Source organism: Sorangium sp. So ce204, from assembly GCF_051526795.1.
GTDB lineage: Bacteria > Myxococcota_A > Polyangia > Polyangiales > Polyangiaceae > Sorangium > Sorangium cellulosum_B.
Genome location: NZ_CP150317.1, coordinates 10,249,564 through 10,266,191, shown reverse-complemented (window position 1 = coordinate 10,266,191; position 16,628 = coordinate 10,249,564). Strand labels below are relative to the sequence as shown.

Annotated in this window: 8 protein-coding genes; 5 read left to right on the top strand and 3 right to left on the bottom strand. The window is 71.7% G+C overall.

The window, feature by feature from the left end:
• Positions 1-6 precede the first annotated feature (6 nt).
• Positions 7-2,040, bottom strand: a complete 2,034-nt coding sequence (locus tag WMF22_RS38575; protein WP_438032997.1) for a hypothetical protein — start codon at positions 2,038-2,040, stop codon at positions 7-9.
• A gap of 419 nt (positions 2,041-2,459) precedes the next feature.
• Between WMF22_RS38575 and WMF22_RS38570 the strand changes: the two genes are divergently transcribed.
• Together WMF22_RS38570 and WMF22_RS38565 are read left to right on the top strand one after the other, a co-directional pair.
• Positions 2,460-2,726, top strand: coding sequence for a hypothetical protein (locus tag WMF22_RS38570; RefSeq protein WP_438032996.1), 267 nt, complete (start codon positions 2,460-2,462; stop codon positions 2,724-2,726).
• Positions 2,727-2,791: 65 nt separating this feature from the next.
• On the top strand, positions 2,792-3,298 hold the full coding sequence (locus WMF22_RS38565) for a LamG domain-containing protein (protein WP_438032995.1): 507 nt from the start codon (positions 2,792-2,794) through the stop codon (positions 3,296-3,298).
• Positions 3,299-3,481: 183 nt separating this feature from the next.
• On the opposite strand, the gene WMF22_RS38560 is transcribed toward WMF22_RS38565, so the two are convergent.
• A complete protein-coding gene (locus WMF22_RS38560; RefSeq protein WP_438032994.1) occupies positions 3,482-3,889 on the bottom strand; it encodes a hypothetical protein in 408 nt (135 codons plus the stop codon).
• Positions 3,890-4,758: 869 nt separating this feature from the next.
• Between WMF22_RS38560 and WMF22_RS38555 the strand changes: the two genes are divergently transcribed.
• The 3 genes from WMF22_RS38555 to WMF22_RS38545 all read left to right on the top strand — a co-directional run bounded on the left by WMF22_RS38555 (position 4,759) and on the right by WMF22_RS38545 (position 12,004).
• Positions 4,759-8,739 carry a protein kinase domain-containing protein gene (locus tag WMF22_RS38555; RefSeq protein WP_438032993.1) on the top strand — a complete coding sequence of 1,327 codons (3,981 nt, stop codon included), beginning with the start codon at positions 4,759-4,761 and terminating at the stop codon, positions 8,737-8,739.
• 274 nt (positions 8,740-9,013) lie between these two features.
• Entirely contained in the window at positions 9,014-9,814 is an 801-nt protein-coding gene (locus tag WMF22_RS38550; RefSeq protein WP_437294939.1) for a hypothetical protein, read from the top strand.
• Positions 9,815-10,009: 195 nt separating this feature from the next.
• Complete coding sequence (locus WMF22_RS38545) at positions 10,010-12,004, top strand: SIR2 family NAD-dependent protein deacylase (RefSeq protein WP_438032992.1); 1,995 nt, start codon at positions 10,010-10,012, stop codon at positions 12,002-12,004.
• Positions 12,005-12,018: 14 nt separating this feature from the next.
• On the opposite strand, the gene WMF22_RS38540 is transcribed toward WMF22_RS38545, so the two are convergent.
• On the bottom strand, positions 12,019-16,416 hold the full coding sequence (locus WMF22_RS38540; protein WP_438032991.1) for an FHA domain-containing protein: 4,398 nt from the start codon (positions 16,414-16,416) through the stop codon (positions 12,019-12,021).
• Positions 16,417-16,628: the final 212 nt, after the last annotated feature.

The window sequence follows — 16,628 nt, the reverse complement described above, 5'->3', positions numbered from 1 at the left end:
CCGGCGTCACAGCCCTTCCGGCAGCGGCTCCGGCGGCGCGAGCCCCGCGCTCTTCGCCCTGCACGGGATGCTCACGCCCTGACAGCCGCACTGGTTCTGGCCGCCGTCGGTGATCTTGCCCGCCGTGCCGCTCTCCGTCTCGACGTTGAGATCGATGAAGTTGCACTCGATGGTGCTGCGCGCGAGCGCCACCGAGGCGCCGAAGCTCGCGACGGCGGCGCCGTCGCTCGCCTCGATGCGCACGCCGGTCAACGTGGCCTCCGAGTCGCCGGGGTCCTTGACGATCGTGACGCCGTTTCCCTGGAGCCCGCCGGCTGAGCTCCGCGTGCCGCGGACCGTTGTCTCCTCCAGGGCGGCCGCAGATCCGAAGAGGGCGAGCCCCGAATCGACGCTCTCCTCGACGAGCGACGACCGGAGCACGAGGCCGCTCCGCCCGTCCGGCGTGTCGAGCGCGTGGACCTCGATCCCCCGGCCGAAACGCCCGTCCGACGCCTGCGGGAGCGTGCGGCGGACCGCGACCCGCTCCAGCGTCGCGTCGGCGCCCTCGATGAAGACACCCGCCGTGCGGCTCCCCTCGACCACGGAGCCGCGCGCCGTGACCTCGCCGCGCAGCGGGCCGCGGGAGGCCACCGCGAGCCCGACGCCGTGCTTGCCGTCCCCGTCGCGCGGCAGGGTGTCGCGCACGAGCACGCCGTCGAGCGAGGCGCCGGAGCTCAGGATCGCGACGCCCACGTAGCGGCTCTGCTCGACGACCACGCGCTGCAGGGTCGCCTCGGAGCGCAGGCCCTCCTCGAGGTCGGCGGCGATATAGATGCCCCACCCCGTCGCCAGTTTGTCCGGGTAAGGCCGCGTGTCCCGCACGACCGTGTCCTCGACGACGGCGGACGAGCCCTGGACCCAGATCCCCGCCTCCTCGTTGGCCTCGAGGACGCTGCGCTTCAAGGTCACCTGGCTCGGCTGGCCCCGGCTGTTACGGATGGCCAGCACGCCCATCCCGGCGGCGTTGGTGTCGATTCCGGTGCTGTCGCGGATCACGCTGTCCTCGACGAGCGCCTCGGAGGCGATGAGGTACACGCCGGTTCCGTGGCTCTGCTCGATGATGGATGCGCGCACCGTGATCGAGGCCGGCGTGTTGCCCTCTCCCCTGTTCGCGCCGACGCCCGTCCCCTCGACCTCGCCGGACTCGAGGGTCCCTCGCACGACGGACGACTCGAGGGCGAGCTCGGCGCCCGCGCTGTGCACGCCGACCCGGTGGGCACCTTCGACGAGCGAGCCACGGACGGTGAGCGCCGCCGGGCCTCGCTCGTTGTCCACCTTGATGCCCTGGGCGCCCGCGCCGGCCACCCAGACCTCGTCGATCACGACGCCGCTCGCGCCCGAGACCAGGATACCTTGTCCCGCGCTGCGGATCGCGACGCCCCGTATCTCGGCCGCGTCGGCGCCCGCGCCGACGTCGATGGCCGCGGCCGTGTCCGGCCCCGCCCCGGCGATCGCGACGAGCGCCGGGCACCTCCCCCACAGCCGTACTGGCCTGTCGACGATCACGTCCTCTGGATACGTACCCGCGGCGATCGCGACGACCGCGCCGGGCGCGGCCGCGCGGAGGCCCTCGCTGACGGTCGTCCACGGCCTCTCCGGCGTGCCATCGGAGTCGCCCCCTGCATAGGCGCCGTCGACGTGCTGTGTCTCCTCGTCCAGGGCGATGTCGCCCCAGGGCGCCTCACCGCACGGCGCGACCTCGCGACAGGCGGTCTCCCCCGGCACGGCCATCGTCCCCGCAGGGCAGGGGGCATCCGGCAGGACAGGCGCGCACGCTCGGTCGCCCGGCGTGAAGCCGGCGCCGCAGGCCTCGGGCGGGATGCCCGCGGGCTCGCACCCAGAATCGGTCGTGCGCTCGCCGGCCGCGCACCCCGGCGCGGCCGCCCCTCCTCCGCCGCCGTCAGGCGTCGCGTCCGGCCGAGGTGGGGGGGCCTCCCTGTCGCAGCCAGCCAGGAGCCACGTCGCCGTGAGCAGCAGGAGCGGAGCCCCGTGTCGGTCCATGAATCCGTCCATGAACCGGACCACGACGTCGAGCAACAGTCGACTTGTCGTCCTCCACCGTAAAAAAACGCCGACCCGCCTGCGCTCACGGTCTTCTCTTCGCTCGAACGCGACCCAGGAGACGCGGAGGCTTCACACGAAGGAGAGAGCAGCGAGCGACGGCAATGCACTCCGCGTCTCTTCTTCTGCGCCTCTGTGGTGCATTTTTCTTCTCACTGCATCGGCGCGCCGGCGCGAGTCGAGCCTTCGTGCGAGGCACGGTGACAGGGAGCGGCATTCTGAGCTACGCTGAGCGCCCCGCAGGAAACGCAGCATGCTTTGCAAATTCCATCACTCTGCACATCGCCTGGCCGGCGTCGCCGTCTTTCTTCTGTCGCTGCCGGGCTGCGCCCTCGACACGAAAGGCACAGGCGGGTCAGGTGAATCCGAAGCTCAACCCGGAGGACCTGGCGGCGCTCCGGCGGAAGAACCCGGCGGAGCCATCGCCGGACAGCCTGGCGGCGCTCCCATCGAAGAGCCAGGCGGCGCTCCGGCGGAAGAACCCGGCGGCGCTCCCGTCGAAGAGCCCGGCGGAGATCCGGTCGAAGAGCCCGGCGGGGATCCGGTTGAAGAGCCCGGCGGGGATCCGGTCGAAGAGCCCGATGGCGCTCCAAAGCCGCTGTGCGGGGCGGCGGCTCCATCGCTGATCGCGTGCTTCGCGTTCGAGGGCAACCCCGACGACGCCTCGCAGCATCACTTCACGCCCGAGCGGGTGCGCAGCCTGCACTACGCGCCTGGCCGCGCCGGCCAGGCGCTCTCGGTGACGACGGGGAGCAAACTCTACTTCCGCCACGACGCCGCGTGGACCGCCTCCGCGATGACCATCGATGTCTGGATCAACCCCGCCTCTCTCCCCGAGAAGCGGCGATACACCGTGATCGACAGCGGCGGGAAGCCTTCGCTCTTCCTGATGCCGGGCGGACAGATCCGCTGCACCATGGGCGTCGAGCGGAACGTGACTTACCCCATCGTTCCCGGGCAGTGGACGCACGTCGCCTGTCTCTCCGACGGCCAGACGCAGAGCCTCTACGTGAACGGCGTCGAGGTCGACCAGAGCCCCTCTGGCCCGGTGATCGCCTCCGGCGAACAGCCCGTCCACATCGGGTCGGACGAACCCTCGGGGGAAGACGAGTTCAACGGGATGCTCGACAGCCTCCGCATCTTCGGCCGGACGCTCACGCCCCAGGAGATCTGCGCGGCTGCCGGCGGCGGCTGCTGAGCTGCGCCGTCCGGCGCGCACCCAGCGGGGGGGCTCTGGTCCGCGGGGCGGCTCATGGCCGTCACCGCAGACCGACTGGCGAGCCCCGGCGTGACCGGCCAGGGCTGCCCGAAGGAGGCGCGCTCTCGGCGCGCGGAAGGAAGAACGGAGGGAGGGAAGAGCGCGAGAGAGGAGAGAAGCGCCTCAGAAGGGGGCGTCGCGGAGCTTCTCCTTGTACTCCGCCTTGTACAGATCGTGGCAGGTCTTGCAGCTCGCCTTGGCACCGTCGATGTCGCCCTTCTTGGCCTTCTCGATGCCGTCGTTCGAGATCGCGACCCACTTGTCCATGCCCTTCGGCGGCCTCGCCGCCACGTACTTCAGCGCTTCCGCGATCTTCGCGCCGTCGCCGCTCGTGGTCGCCGACTGCATCACCGACTTCATCCAGCCCTGCATCGGACAGGCTTTCTGTCCTTTTGCACCGCAGCCGAAATCCTTCTTCTCGGCGACGGATGCGGGGAGGTCCGCGGTCCCGCCAGCGGCCCACGCGGCTCCAGCAAAGCCAATGCCGACGGTCATCAACACGGCACTCATCAGCTTCTTGCTCATCGACATCCGACGTCTCCTGTGGGTAAGGGCAAGCGCAGCGAGAGACATTGCAGTTCCGCGGGTGGAAGTCAACTGCCACCTTGGTCGCCGAGCCGGCTCGCGAACGCCGCCGAGGCGAGACGGCGTCGGGGGACAAGATCTTCATCACAAACGCCGCCGGGGCGAAGATAACGTCAGGAGAGAAAAACTTCATTCATGATGTCCGCCCAGCGCCGTCTCCGTCCTCGCTCGCGCCGCGCGGACGTCCTGACGCCACGCGGCGGGCGGAGGTGCCGGCCCGCCGGCGAGCGCGCCTCAGGGCCGCCCTCCGGGCGCGCGCCGCCTCCGCGCCGCTCCAGCGCGCCCACCCCGGGCGCCGTCGGCGGGGTCTCGCGTTCGTCGATGGCGCAGGCACGTCCCTTCGCCGGCGCGATGACGAGGTCCGCGATGCGCCAGACCGACCCATCGACATGACGCGACTACGTGGCTTATCGACATGGCGAGATGCGCTCCTCGATGGCTTTTCAGATGCCTTGAAGCGAGCCCGCAGAACATGGCACCCGGCGGCGCCCTCTCCGGCGCCGGCGGCGTTCCCCCATCACGGGCGCCCTCGTCGTCGATGGCTTACCCGCGCTCGGCGCGCCACCCGGACGGCCTGCGCACACGCACGTATCCGTCGAGGACCCTCGTTCGCGCCGGCGGGCGGCCAGCGCGTGCGCGGCGCCGGTCCTCCCCGAGCGCCCCGGCGTGCTCTTCGTGAGACTCCAGCCCTGACGCGTCGCATCGCGCGTTCGATCCGGTCGCGGTCGCGCTGGAGGTGAGTCGCCCTACCATCCCGGACCTGTATCCAGACCGGGAGGGCGGCGCGCGTGATATCGCTGGATTCACGGCCGTTGATGCGCGTCGGAGAGATCGTCGACGAGCGGTTCCAGATCGAGGGCCTCGCGGGCTCGGGCGGGATGGGGCACGTCTACCGGGCGCGCGACCGGCGAAGCGGCGACACGGTGGCTCTCAAGGTGCTTCGCCGCGCCGAGAAGGGTGAGCTCAGCCGCTTCTCCTGCGAGGTGGAGGCGCTGTCGGCGCTGCGCGTCCCCGGCGTCGTCCGGTACATCGCCCACGGCGTCGCGGCGGCCGGCAAGCCGTACCTGGTGATGGAGTGGCTCGCCGGGGAGACGCTCGCCGAGCGCATCGCGCGGCGAGGGCTCACCCCCGCCGAGAGCGTCGACGTCGTCGCGCGGATCGCCGAGACGCTCGGCGCCCTCCACGGGCAGGGCGTCGTGCACCGCGACCTCAAGCCGAGCAACCTGCTCCTCGTCGAGGGGCGGCTCGATCGCGCGATGGTGCTCGACTTCGGGATCGCGCGCTTCCGGATCGACCAGCAGCTCACCCTGCCGGGCACCGTCCTCGGGACCCCGGAGTACATGGCGCCCGAGCAGGCGCGCGGCGAGCGGCGCGTCGACGCCCGCGCCGACGTGTTCGCGCTCGGCTGCGTGCTCTTCAAGTGCCTCACCGGGCGCGCCGCCTTCCAGGGCGCCGGGGCGCTCGCCGTGATGGTCAAGGTGCTGCTCGACGAGCCGCCGCGCCTCCGCGAGGTCCGCCCGGACCTGCCGGACGAGCTCGACGCCCTCGTCACCAGGATGCTCGCGAAGCAGCCAGACGGGAGGCCCCGCGACGGCGCGGCCGTCGCCGAGGAGCTCCGCGCGATCGACCTCAGCCGCGCCGGCGCGGCCGACGGCGCCTACCCTGCCGCGCTGGCGCCCGTCCTGGAGCTCACGAGCAGCGAGCGGCGCGTCACGTGCCTCGTGCTCGCCCACGAGCGCTCGGCGCCCGAGGAGGTGACGCGCTCGCAGGAGGAGGAGCAGGCGCGGGCGACGGGCCGCGCCGACGAGCTCTACGCGCTCGCCGAGCGCTACCAGGGCCAGATCGAGCTCATCGACGCGAGATCGCCGCTGCTCGTGCTGACGAGCGCCGAGGCGGCCACCGATCTCGCCGCGCAGGCCGCGCGCTGCGCGCTGTCGCTGCGCGCGTTGCTCGGCGGCGCGCAGGTCTCGCTGGTGACCGGCCGGGCCGAGCTGACGTCGCGCATCCCGATGGGCGAGCTCATCGATCGGGCGGTCCAGCTCCTGCCGTCGCGCGGCGAGCCGGGCGCGGTCGCCGCGGTCCGCATCGACGAGGTGACGGCGGGGCTCCTGGGCGGCCGGTTCGAGACGAGCTGCGAGGGCGGCGCGCGCTTCCTCCACGGGGCGCGGGACGACCTCCGGGTGACGTCGGCGCCGGCGCTGCTCGGCAAGCCGGTGGCGTGCTTCGGGCGGGAGCGGGAGCTCGGCGTGCTCAGCGCCGAGCTCGATCGGAGCACCGAGGAGTCGACCTCCGGCGCGCTGCTGGTGGTCGCGGCGGCCGGCATGGGCAAATCGCGGCTGCGGCAGGAGTTCCTCGAGACGGTGTCGGCGCGCAACGCGCGAGCGGCCGACCGCGCGCGCGGCGGGGGCGGCGCCGACCTGGCGGACGGCGCCCCCGTGGAGGTGTGGATCGGCCAGGGGGACCCGATGAGCTCTGGCTCGGCGTTCGGCCTGCTGTCGCGCGCGCTGCGGAGCGCGATGGGCATCGTCGACGGCGAGCCGCTGGAGGAGCGGCGGCGCAAGGTGAGGGCGCGGGTCGAGCGCCACCCGGAGCTCGACGTCGGGCGCGTCAGCGCCTTCCTTGGCGAGCTCCTCGGCGCGCCGTTCCCGGACGACGACATCCGGGTCGGCGCGGCGCGGCGCAACCGGCAGCTGATGGGCGATCAGCTGCGGCTGTCGTGGGAGGAGTTCATCCGGGCCGAGTGCGCGAGGCAGCCGGTGCTGCTGATCCTCGAGGACTTGCAGTGGGGCGACCTGCCCACCCTGACCATGGTGGAGGCGGCGCTCCGGAGCCTGCGGGATCTGCCGTTCCTGGTGCTCGGGCTGGCCCGACCCGAGGTGCATGAGGCCTTTCCGGGGCTGTCTCAGGGGCGCTTCGGCAACCAGATGATGCTGCCGCCGCTCACGCGCCGGGCGAGTGAGCGGCTGGTGCGGGCCGCGCTGGGCGACGAGGCGAGCGCGGAGCTCGTGGCCACGCTGGTGGACCGGGCGGACGGCAACCCGTTCTACCTGGAGGAGCAGGTCCGCGCGGTGGCGGCCGGCCACGGCGCGGACCTGCCGGAGACGGTGCTTGCGATGGTGCAGGCGCGCATCGAGGCGCTCGACGCCGAGGCGCGGCGCGTGCTGCGGGCCGCGAGCGTGTTCGGCCAGGCGTTCTGGCCGAGCGCGGTGAGCGCGCTGCTCGGGGGCGCCGAGGTGACGCGCTGGCTCTCGGAGCTGGAGCGCCGCGAGGTGGTCCACCGGCGCGGCCCCGGGCGGCTGCGCGGAGAGGTCGAGTACCGCTTCCGGCACGCGCTCGTGCGCGAGGCGGCGTACGGGATGCTGACGGAGGCCGACCGGCGGCTGGGCCACGCGCTGGCGGGCGCCTGGCTGGAGGGCGCGGGCGAGCCCGACGCGATGGCGCTCGCGGAGCACTTCGAGCGCGGCGCCGTGCCCGCGCGGGCCGCGGCGGCGTACCTGCGCGCGGCGCAGCACGCCCTGGAGGGCAACGATCTCGGCGCCGCGATCGCGCGGGCCGAGCGCGGGCTCGAGTGCGCGCCGGAGCCCGCGGTGGTGGGGGCGCTCCGGCTGGTCCAGGCCGAGGCGCACGTGTGGCGGGGCGACCTCGCGCTGGCCGAGCAGCGGGGGACGGACGCGGCGCGGCACCTCGCGCCCGGCTCGGCGCCGTGGTTCGCGGCCGTCACGCAGGCCGTCGCGGCCGCGAGCAAGCTGGGCGGCTTCGACCGCGTGGAGCGGTGGATGGGCGCGGCGGTCGTCGTCACCGCCTCGCAGGGCGCGGAGAGCGCGAGGAGCACCTGTCTCTGCATGGGCGCCTCGACGCTGGCCTTCGCCGGACGGCCTGCGATCGTCGACGGGCTCATCGCGGAGGTGGAGCGCGCCATGGGCGACGGGGCGTCGACCGGCGCCGGCGCGGGCGCGGGCGCCGAGGTGGCCGCGGGGCTGCACCAGGCGCGCGCTTTCCGCGCGATGAGCGGGGGTGATCCCGGCGCCTGCGTCACCGGCCTGGAGGCCGCGCTCGTGGCGTTCGAGCAGGTCGGCGACCGGCGCAACGCGTGCATCACCCGCGCGAACCTGGGCTATTCCTACGGCGAGCTCGGCGACTTCGGCGGCGCCGAGGCGGCGCTCCGCTCCGTGCTGGAGGCCACGGAGCGGATGGGTCTGCACGAGGTGGCGGCGGCGGCGCAGGCCAGCCTCGGGCAGGTCCTCGCCTACCGCGGCAGGCTCGCCGAGGCGCGGGCCGTCGAGGAGGCGGCCCTCGCCTCGAGCCAGCGGCTGGGCGACCCGCGCGCCGAGGTGGTGTCGCGCTCGTACCTCGCGAAGATCGCCCTGCTCGCCGGCGATCTCGCGGGCGCGGAGCGCGAGGCGCGCCTCGCCGAGGCGCTGGAGAGCGCGTCGCCGTTCCGCGTCACGGCCATGGCGATCCGCGCCCGGGCGCTGATCGGGCTGGGGCGCGCCGCCGAGGCGCTCGCGGCCGCCGGCGAGGCCCTGGCAGCGCTCGAGTCGCTCGGCGGGATCGAAGAGGGCGAGTCGATGATCCGGCTGGTCCACGCGGAGGCGTTCTCCGCGGTCGGCGACGCGGCCAGCGCGGCGGTCGCCATCTCCTCGGCGCGCGACAAGCTGCTCGACCGGGCCGCCGGCGTCCGCGATCCCGAGTGGCGCGGGCGCTTTCTCTCACACGTTCCGGACAACGCCCGCACCCTGGAGCTCGCATCGCAGTGGGTCGGAGCTGTCGGAGCCGGGCGGAACCGCCGGAACTGAATGTGGCCGAACGTCACGGAACGTGGCCGAACGTGACGAATCGTTGCTGTCCCACGGAGGAATCCGCGGAGGACGTGCAATTTAATGGCTGACAGTCGAAGTGGTTTGCCGTACCCTGATCGTTGACGTGGAGAGTTCCCGGCTGTCGTTGTGTTGAGCGACGCGCCGGAGGGCGTGCTGTGATCGGGGAGCGTGGGCGCTCCCCTTGGCTCGCTACCTGAGGTCTCATCACGTGAAAACCAGGGCTGTACTTGGGTGCGCAGGCATCCTTTTCGTGGCTACCGGCTGCGTCGCGCCCGAGCAGGCGCTCGAAGCGGGGGATGAAACAGAGGAGCTCGGCTCGAGCGCTGACGAGCTCGCGACCGGCAATGCGCTGAGCGCGAATGCGCTGAGCGTGAATGCGCTGAGCGCGAATGCGCTGAGCGTCAACGCGCTCAGCGTGAACGCGTTGAGCCCGGTGGCGGCCTCCGCTCTCAGGGATCCTGGCGCGAGGGGCGATCTCTTCCGGTCGCTCGTGAAGTACACGGTCAGCTGCGCGCTCAAGGAGTCCCAGTCGTTCCGTTTCTCCTGGACCGACCGCGCGGGCGCGACCCACAAGGAGGTCTATCCCGGACACCTCGGCCTCGCGCCCCGGTGGGACCGCCGCCCGCTCGACGACGAGGGCAAGCGGATGGTCTCCGCGTGCCTCGCCGCCCACACGAACCGTTATGGCGTCTCGGTCAGCATCTCGATGCGCTCCCGACAGAACCCGCTGCATCACGAGGTCGGGTGCGGCGAGCTCGACGAGTACCCTCATGTCGAAGGGGCCTTCTGGGGGAACCTCTTCACGGAGACGCCGTACCTGCGCGCCTGTTACAACCCGGCGAACGTCGACGTCGCGCGCGCGGCGAAGCGCGACTGCGCCGCGGGCCAGCTCGGCGCGGACGGCGATCTCGAGGGCTGCGGGATGATCGAGATCGTCGGGCGTTGCAAGGAGTACTGCGGCAAGCTCAACCGCTCCGGGGAGTATTACAAGGAGTGCAATGATCCGGAGTTCGGCGAGACGCGTTATGTGATCACCACCGCGCTGCGGTGACCCCCCACGAGGCGCGCGACGTCGCGCTGCCGCGGCCGCGAGCGGGTGTACGAGCGCGCCTGTCGGCGCCGTCCCGAGCGCTGGTTGGGCCGAGGCGCGCGACCGGCTGCCGGTCGGCCCGCGGTACGCCTCGGGCCGCGGAAACGCGGAACAGGGCAGGGCCTGAGGTGTGCTAGGCTCGTCGGCGTTCCAACCATGGTTGTGCACCTCGGCAGCTCGGGCAGCGGAGCGGACCCAGCTCTTGAAGAGCTGCGCCAGGCCTACCGCGGCGGGGACCTCGTGGCCTTCGCGGGCGCCGGTGTCTCGGTCGCCGCGGGACTGCCCTCGCGCGAAGAGCTCATCGAGCGGCTCGCCGCGCGCTGTCGCGCGCGCGGCGCGGCGGTGGCGAGCCTCCTCGAGATCGCGACGCTCGCCGAGCAGCAGCGGTTCATCGACGCCCTCTCCGCCATCAAGGAGTGCCTGGGTCCGGTCGAGTTCGGCGCTGCCGTCGCGCGTGACCTCGACGATCGGGCCATAGAGCGTCTGCCTGACATCGCCTTGGCGATCGGGGCCCTTCGACCGCTCCTCCGCGCCCTGCTCACGACCAACCTCGATGGCCTCCTCGAGCGCGCCTTCGCCGGCGCTTGGCCAGCGGTCGCCCGCGCCACCGCGGATCTCGCCCAGCGGCGGCAGTATATCCTCAAGCTCCATGGCACGCTCGTGGATCGGTCGACCTGGGTCCTGACCCGGCAGGACTACGACCACGCCATGAACGCCGATGAGAACCTCAAGCAGGTGTTCCGAGCGCTCTTCAACACCTGCACGCTCCTCTTCGTGGGCTACCGGCTGTCCGACGATGACTTCGACGCCGTCCTCGCCCGGGTGCGCGCCTTCGCCGGCGATCAGCCGCCGAGGCACTTTGCGCTCGTCCCCTCCGACGCTGCGACACCTTACCGAAGGAGGCAGCTCGAGAAGGCCGGCGTGCGGCTCGTCCTGTATGACAATGTCGATGGACAGCACCGCGAGGTGGTGCGCATCCTCCGGGAGCTCGCGGGCGGCGAGGGCGCTGGGGCCGATCGCGCCGAGCCCCCCTTCCGCGAGGCCGAGGCAGCCGGGGCGGAGGATACGCCGGTCGAGCGGCTGCGGCAGTGTTTTCTCCTCGGGTTCAGGCTCTCGCTGGCGGCGAGGATCAAGGCGTCCAACCTGGCATCGCCGGAGCGGGCCGATGACTTTGTCGGCAGGCAGTTGAAGCGCGCCAACCAGAACGGGAGACGTCTCGGCTTCACGCAGCCCATCGCGTTGGAGTCGCCGAAGCCGGGCGAGGACAAATCTGCTTATCTGAAACGATGCTTCAAGGACGCAGCGCTGCTCCATGGGGAGCTGGGCCGGCGGCATGGAGTGGGGCCGAAGACGGCGTTCATCCTGGCGTTCGACGTCGGCATGACGCCGGAGTTCGTCGAGCACCTCGACGAGCCGTCGCGGCTCGACGTGATCGCGCGCTATCAGCAACAGCTGCGCACGCTCGGGATCTCCGATGCGAGCCTTCGCTCGCTCGAGCAGGACCTGAAGGCTGGTGACAGCGCCCGGGCGACGGACGCCGTCTTCGAGTTCAAACGTCAGGTGACGGACGCGCTGCACGAGCGGCTATCGGGCAGCGCGCCGTGCAAGGCGCGAGAGCTCGACGTGTGGCTCTATGCGAGCAACGCCGCGGCGATCGCGGCGGCGTACAGCACGGGAAAGCTGGGCCCGGCGGACATGCCGGACCTGGTGCGAACGTCGAACGACGCGGCGGAGCGGCTCGGGCTGACCGTACCGGAGCTCCCGCCACGAAAGGGGGAGAAGATCAGCGACACGGCGGATGTCTGGTTTTACCTGCTCTCGACGCTGTGCCGTGAGAACGCCGATGAGGTCCGCGAGCGCTTCGGCCCGGACGCACTGGCGATCCTCGTACTGGCCGCCAAGCTGCACATGCTGCTCATCGTGTACGCCCCGGAGGACGACATCTCCACGGCGTTGGTGGCCGCGCTCACGCGCGCCTGCCGCGCGCTCGAGGTACCCGACGACGTGTGGATGCCGCTCGTCCGGCGGATCGAGCGAAAGGAGGACTATGAGATGATAAAATCGCAGATATTCGCGTTCAAAAGGCGATTCGAGCAGCACCTCGAGTGGCGTGTCGAAGAGGCGAAACAGCGCGCTGCTCGGCACGGATAGGGCGACCTTCCCGTTCAGATCGGCGCAAACCGCAGCACCACCCCGCGCGTCGTCCCCGCCAGGAGCGCCCGCCCGTCCGGCAGGAAGGCGGCGCAGGTCACGGTATCGGAGCTCGACGCCAGATCGAACGTGTCCAGGAGCGAGGCGCCCGGGATGTCCCAGAGCTGCAACGTTCCACGCGCCGTCGCGGTGACCGCGAGGCGCTCATGAGGACAGACCGCGAGGACGCCGTCGGCGAGCTGCGATCCCGGGAAGCGTCGCTGCTCCGCTCCCGAAGGGAGGTCGCGCAGCGCGAGGCATTGCTCGGTCTGGATCGCGAGCACGGTGCGCCCGTCGCGGAGGAGCACCTGAGGCTGCGTCTTGAGCCGGTCCGGCACGGGGTTTTGCGAGAGCGTCGCGCCGCTCTCCGCGTCCCAGATCTCGAGCGTGCGGTGCGCCGTCGTGACGACCAGACGCGAACCATCGGTCGAGAAGGTCGCCCGTCTCGCGCCCGCCTTGGTCCTCCGCCACACCTCCCTCGACGCCTGGAGGTCCCATCGGAGCACCGACCCGTCCGCGTCGCAGAACACCACGCCCGTGGCGTCGGGCGTCGGCGCGACGACGACGAATGCTGCCATCTTGAGCGCCACCCACGACCACTGGACCAGCCGCTGCCGGGTGGACACGTCGTACGCGCTGCCGCCTGCTTCATCGCCCACGAACACGCGGCGCCCGTCGGCCGAGAAGGCCACCGCGTTCACCGACATTGTGGAGAGTACTCCCATCGGTCTGCCGGTCGCGACGTCCCAGAGGCGCGCCGTCCTGTCCCGGCTCCCCGTGACCGCGAGCCTTCCGTCGGGCGAGATCGCCAGGCACGTGATCGTCTCCTCGTGCTCGTAGGGAGGCCGCACCTCGCCGCGGCGGATCATGTCGAAATGGCAGATCCGCTTGTGGTGCAGCTCTATCCCGAACGCGCGCGACGCGTCGGGGGCGTACGTGACCCGCCATGTGCCGTGGAAGCCCGAGCTGCTCACCCTCAGCCCGTTCGCCAGCGCCCAGTGCTGGTGGCTCAGCGTGCTCACCGTGAAGACCCAGCTCCCGTCGTGGGAGATCGCGGCGTGGTCGATGGGACTCTTCTCTCCCCAGGCATTGGTATTCTGCCCTTTCCACTTGGGCGCTGGCGGCGCCGCGGCGGCGAGCTTTGCCGTCTCCCAGCACCAGAGATTGCCGTCGTGATCGCCGATCACGATATGCGCGCCGTCAGACGAGCACGCCGCGGCGGTAACCCGGCTCGGCCCAGGGATTTCGTACGCCACGGCGCTCGTCGCGGCGTCGATCACTCGCTTGCCGTCCACGAGCAGCTGCTCGCTGGGCAGGAACGCGACGGTCGCCGCCGCGCCTTCGACACGCTGTATCTCCACCCCCCGCGCAACGTCCCAGACGCGGACTGCAGGGGCCAGCTCACCCGCCGCGGCCGTGGCCGCGAGCCTTCCGGACCGCGAGACAGCGATGCAGCGGATGACAGGGACCGTGCGCTGCCCCTGGTCGACAGCGCTCACCTTCCAGAGGCGCGCACCCTGACCGAGGTCGTAGAGGGCGAGGCTGCCGTCGTAGCGGCCCACGAGCAGGCGCGCGCCGTCGGGCGTGATCGCGCCGACGGCCGGGACCGCGTGCTCCTCGGCGCCAGGCGCATCGAGCGGAAAGCGCCGGAGCGGCTCGCCGCTCACGGCGTCCCAGAGGGTACTATGGAGATCGTGCCCGAGCGTCCATACGCCGCTGCCGTCGGGTGTACAGAGGACATCGGTCAGCGTCGACCAGCCCTTCCACGCATAACTGCCCCACACGCTCAGGAGGCGCATCGCTCTGGTCGTGGGGCTCGCTGCAGGCGCCGGCGCGGGCCGTTCGTCCTCCGCTCGCGGAGGTGGGGGCTCGGCGGTCACCTCCGTCTGACGCTCTGTACGTTCGGGAGGCCTCGGGGCGTCGGTGCCGACCTCGATCTTCCCGTCGGCGACGTACACGACGAGCGAGCGCTGCCGCCCGTCCGGGCGTCCGAGGTGCGGCAAGATGACGGGCGTCAGCTCGCCGTCGATCAACCGCTCCCAGCCCTGCGGGCTCGCCTGCGCGCCGGCCTGGGCGATGAGCCAGTCAACGAGCGTCACGTCCCACGCGAGCGAGAGGCCGTGCTCGCTCCAGCGCTCGGCCAGACCGGCGAGCAGCACCGACTGCACATAGCCCCTCTGCTTCTCGCCAGCGCTGGGCAACTCCGAGCACACGAGATCGCACTGCTCCATGAACGCGGCGCCCAGCGCCTGCTCACCCGCGCGCAGATCGGCGAACCTCGCGGCCACGGAGCCGCTGTTCGCCGCGGCGAGCCTCACCCCCCGCACCGGTGGCGCGGTCGCGATGACGACCACGTCGCTCAGGTAGATGCGCTTGCCTCGCGAATCGGTGATGGATCCCTCCGCGAGCATCTGCACGAGCATCTCGCGCACCCGGTCGTGGCAGCCGTGCACGTTGTCCAACCGCAGCACGCACCACGGCATCTCCGCGACCCGGTGGAGCGCCACCGTGTCCGAGTAGCCGATGTAGCCTGGACGCGCGCCGATGAGGGACGCGGTGTCGGCGGGGTGGACGTAGCTCGCGAAGTCGATCGCAACCACACGGTCGCTGGCGCCGAACAACGCCTCGGCGATGACGTCGCTCAACGCTCTTGCGGACTGGGTGGCGTCACCCAGGAGCAGAACGACGGCGTTCGGCCGCGCGGGGCGGAGATCGAGCCCCCGCATCGTGACATCGAGCCGCTCCACGAGCCTGGTGGCGTCCTCCTCGGCGAGCAGCCCGCGCGACAGGAGCGCCTTGTGCAGCTTTCCGGTGCGCGCCGACAGCGCGACGGGCATGCCGATCATGCGCTGGGCGACGGCCTCGGCGTCGTCCAGCTCGACCACCTTCTTCCCCTTGGACACCGTGTATGCGACGCACTGTTCGAGCAGGTCGACGCCTTTGTCGGGGAAGTGCCTGTTGCGGAGGAACTGCTTTGCGAAGCCGACGAGCCATCGTACGACGTCGTCGCCCGCGCTCACGCCGCGGAGCTTCGCGAGCTCATCGCGCGTCGCGAACATCACGTCGAGCGTCTGCTCTGGCGTCATCTCCCTCACGCGAATCGGCTGGAAGCGACGCTCCAGGGCGGGATCTGGCTCGATGAAGCGCCGGTACTCGTCGTCCGTCGTCGCGGCGATGCACGCGATCTCTCCGCGGGCGAGCGCCGGCTTGAGCTGGCTCGCGACGTCATTGCGGCCGGCCGCGCCGCCTGCGCCGACGATCGCGTGCACCTCATCGATGAAGAGCAGGATGCCATCCTGGCTTGCCTCCGCGAGGACGGCCATCACCCGCTTCTCGAGCTCTCCATGCGCCCGGCCCGCCTCGGCGACGAGCGCGCCCAGCGACAGCGCGAACAGCCGCACACCGCGCAGGAGCTCGGGCACGTCGCCGCGCACGATGCGCACGGCCAGGCCCTCGACGATGGCCGTCTTGCCCACGCCCGCGGGCCCGAGGAGCATGGGGTTTCGCTTGGTGCGCCGGCACAGCGTCTCGAGGACGAGCGCGGTCTCCTCCTTCCGGCCGACGACGGGCGGCAGGGTGCCCGCCGCGGCCTCGTGCGTGAGATCGCGCGCGAACGCGTTCAGGACCGGCGTCGGCGATTTCGCGCGAGGACGCCACGCAGGCGTCGCACTGCGCTTCGCCGTGAGGCCGGCGGGCGCCGCCGGCGCGGAGTCGTCTTCAAACCGAGCCTTGGTGTCGCCCAGGGTGATCTCGTCGCCGTGCCTGAGCGCCGCTCCTTTCTGCACCCGCTCGCCATTGACGAACGTCCCGTTCGCGCTGCCCAGATCCCGGATCGTCCAGCCGCCAGCGCTGAATTCGATGACGCAGTGATCCTTGGAGACCTTGCTATCGTTGACGGGAACGGCGTGGGTCTCGTTCCGCCCGATCGAGGTCACCGGGCGCAGCTCGATCGTCCTCTGGCCGTCGGCCCGGTGCAGGATCAGGCGAGCCTTCGGCTGGCGCTGATCGGCGCCGATACCTCCTGGACGGACCGTGTAGCCGGCCGCCCTCAGAATGACGACGACGATGTCGTGCTCGGTCACGACCTCGGCGCATCGCTCCTCCATTCGCGCTGCTGCGCGCTGCACGACCGCGTCCCTGCTGAGGGGCAGTCCGGTCTCGCCGCGGCGCAGCCAGCCGCGCAGGTGGGACATCGCGGTTGCGGCGACGAGCCCTTCAGCGCTCGACTCGGCCATCCCGCCGTATCGGTCGAGCACGGCGAAGAGCCAGTGAAAGACGCCGAGGACCGTGCCCGCGCGCTCGGCCTCTTCGTTGGCGAGGGTGACGAGGCCCTGCGCGGCGGCGCTCAACGCGGGTTCGGGAGCGTTGCCCATGACGTACAGGAAGCCGCAGAACCATTGCCGGTGTCAAGCGCGCGTGGAGCGCTTCCGCTCGCCCGAGCGGTGGGTATGAACAGCCCGAACCCCGCCGGCGTCGGGCGCCCTGCGCGCTCGTATTTGACCTTGGAGAGCCCTGGATTCTCCGCGCTCGGCGCGTGGTGAGGCTCGACGCCGCCACGCCGACCTCCTCGCCGGAGAGCACGTCG

What these genes read in the sequence shown, in the direction of transcription:
- WMF22_RS38540 (WP_438032991.1), bottom strand. Translation starts at nt 16,416, where the DNA reads ATGGGCAACGCTCCCGAACCCGCGTTGAGCGCCGCCGCGCAGGGCCTC.
- WMF22_RS38555 (WP_438032993.1), top strand. Translation starts at nt 4,759, where the DNA reads ATGCGCGTCGGAGAGATCGTCGACGAGCGGTTCCAGATCGAGGGCCTC.
- WMF22_RS38545 (WP_438032992.1), top strand. Translation starts at nt 10,010, where the DNA reads ATGGTTGTGCACCTCGGCAGCTCGGGCAGCGGAGCGGACCCAGCTCTT.
- WMF22_RS38575 (WP_438032997.1), bottom strand. Translation starts at nt 2,040, where the DNA reads ATGGACCGACACGGGGCTCCGCTCCTGCTGCTCACGGCGACGTGGCTC.
- WMF22_RS38560 (WP_438032994.1), bottom strand. Translation starts at nt 3,889, where the DNA reads ATGTCGATGAGCAAGAAGCTGATGAGTGCCGTGTTGATGACCGTCGGC.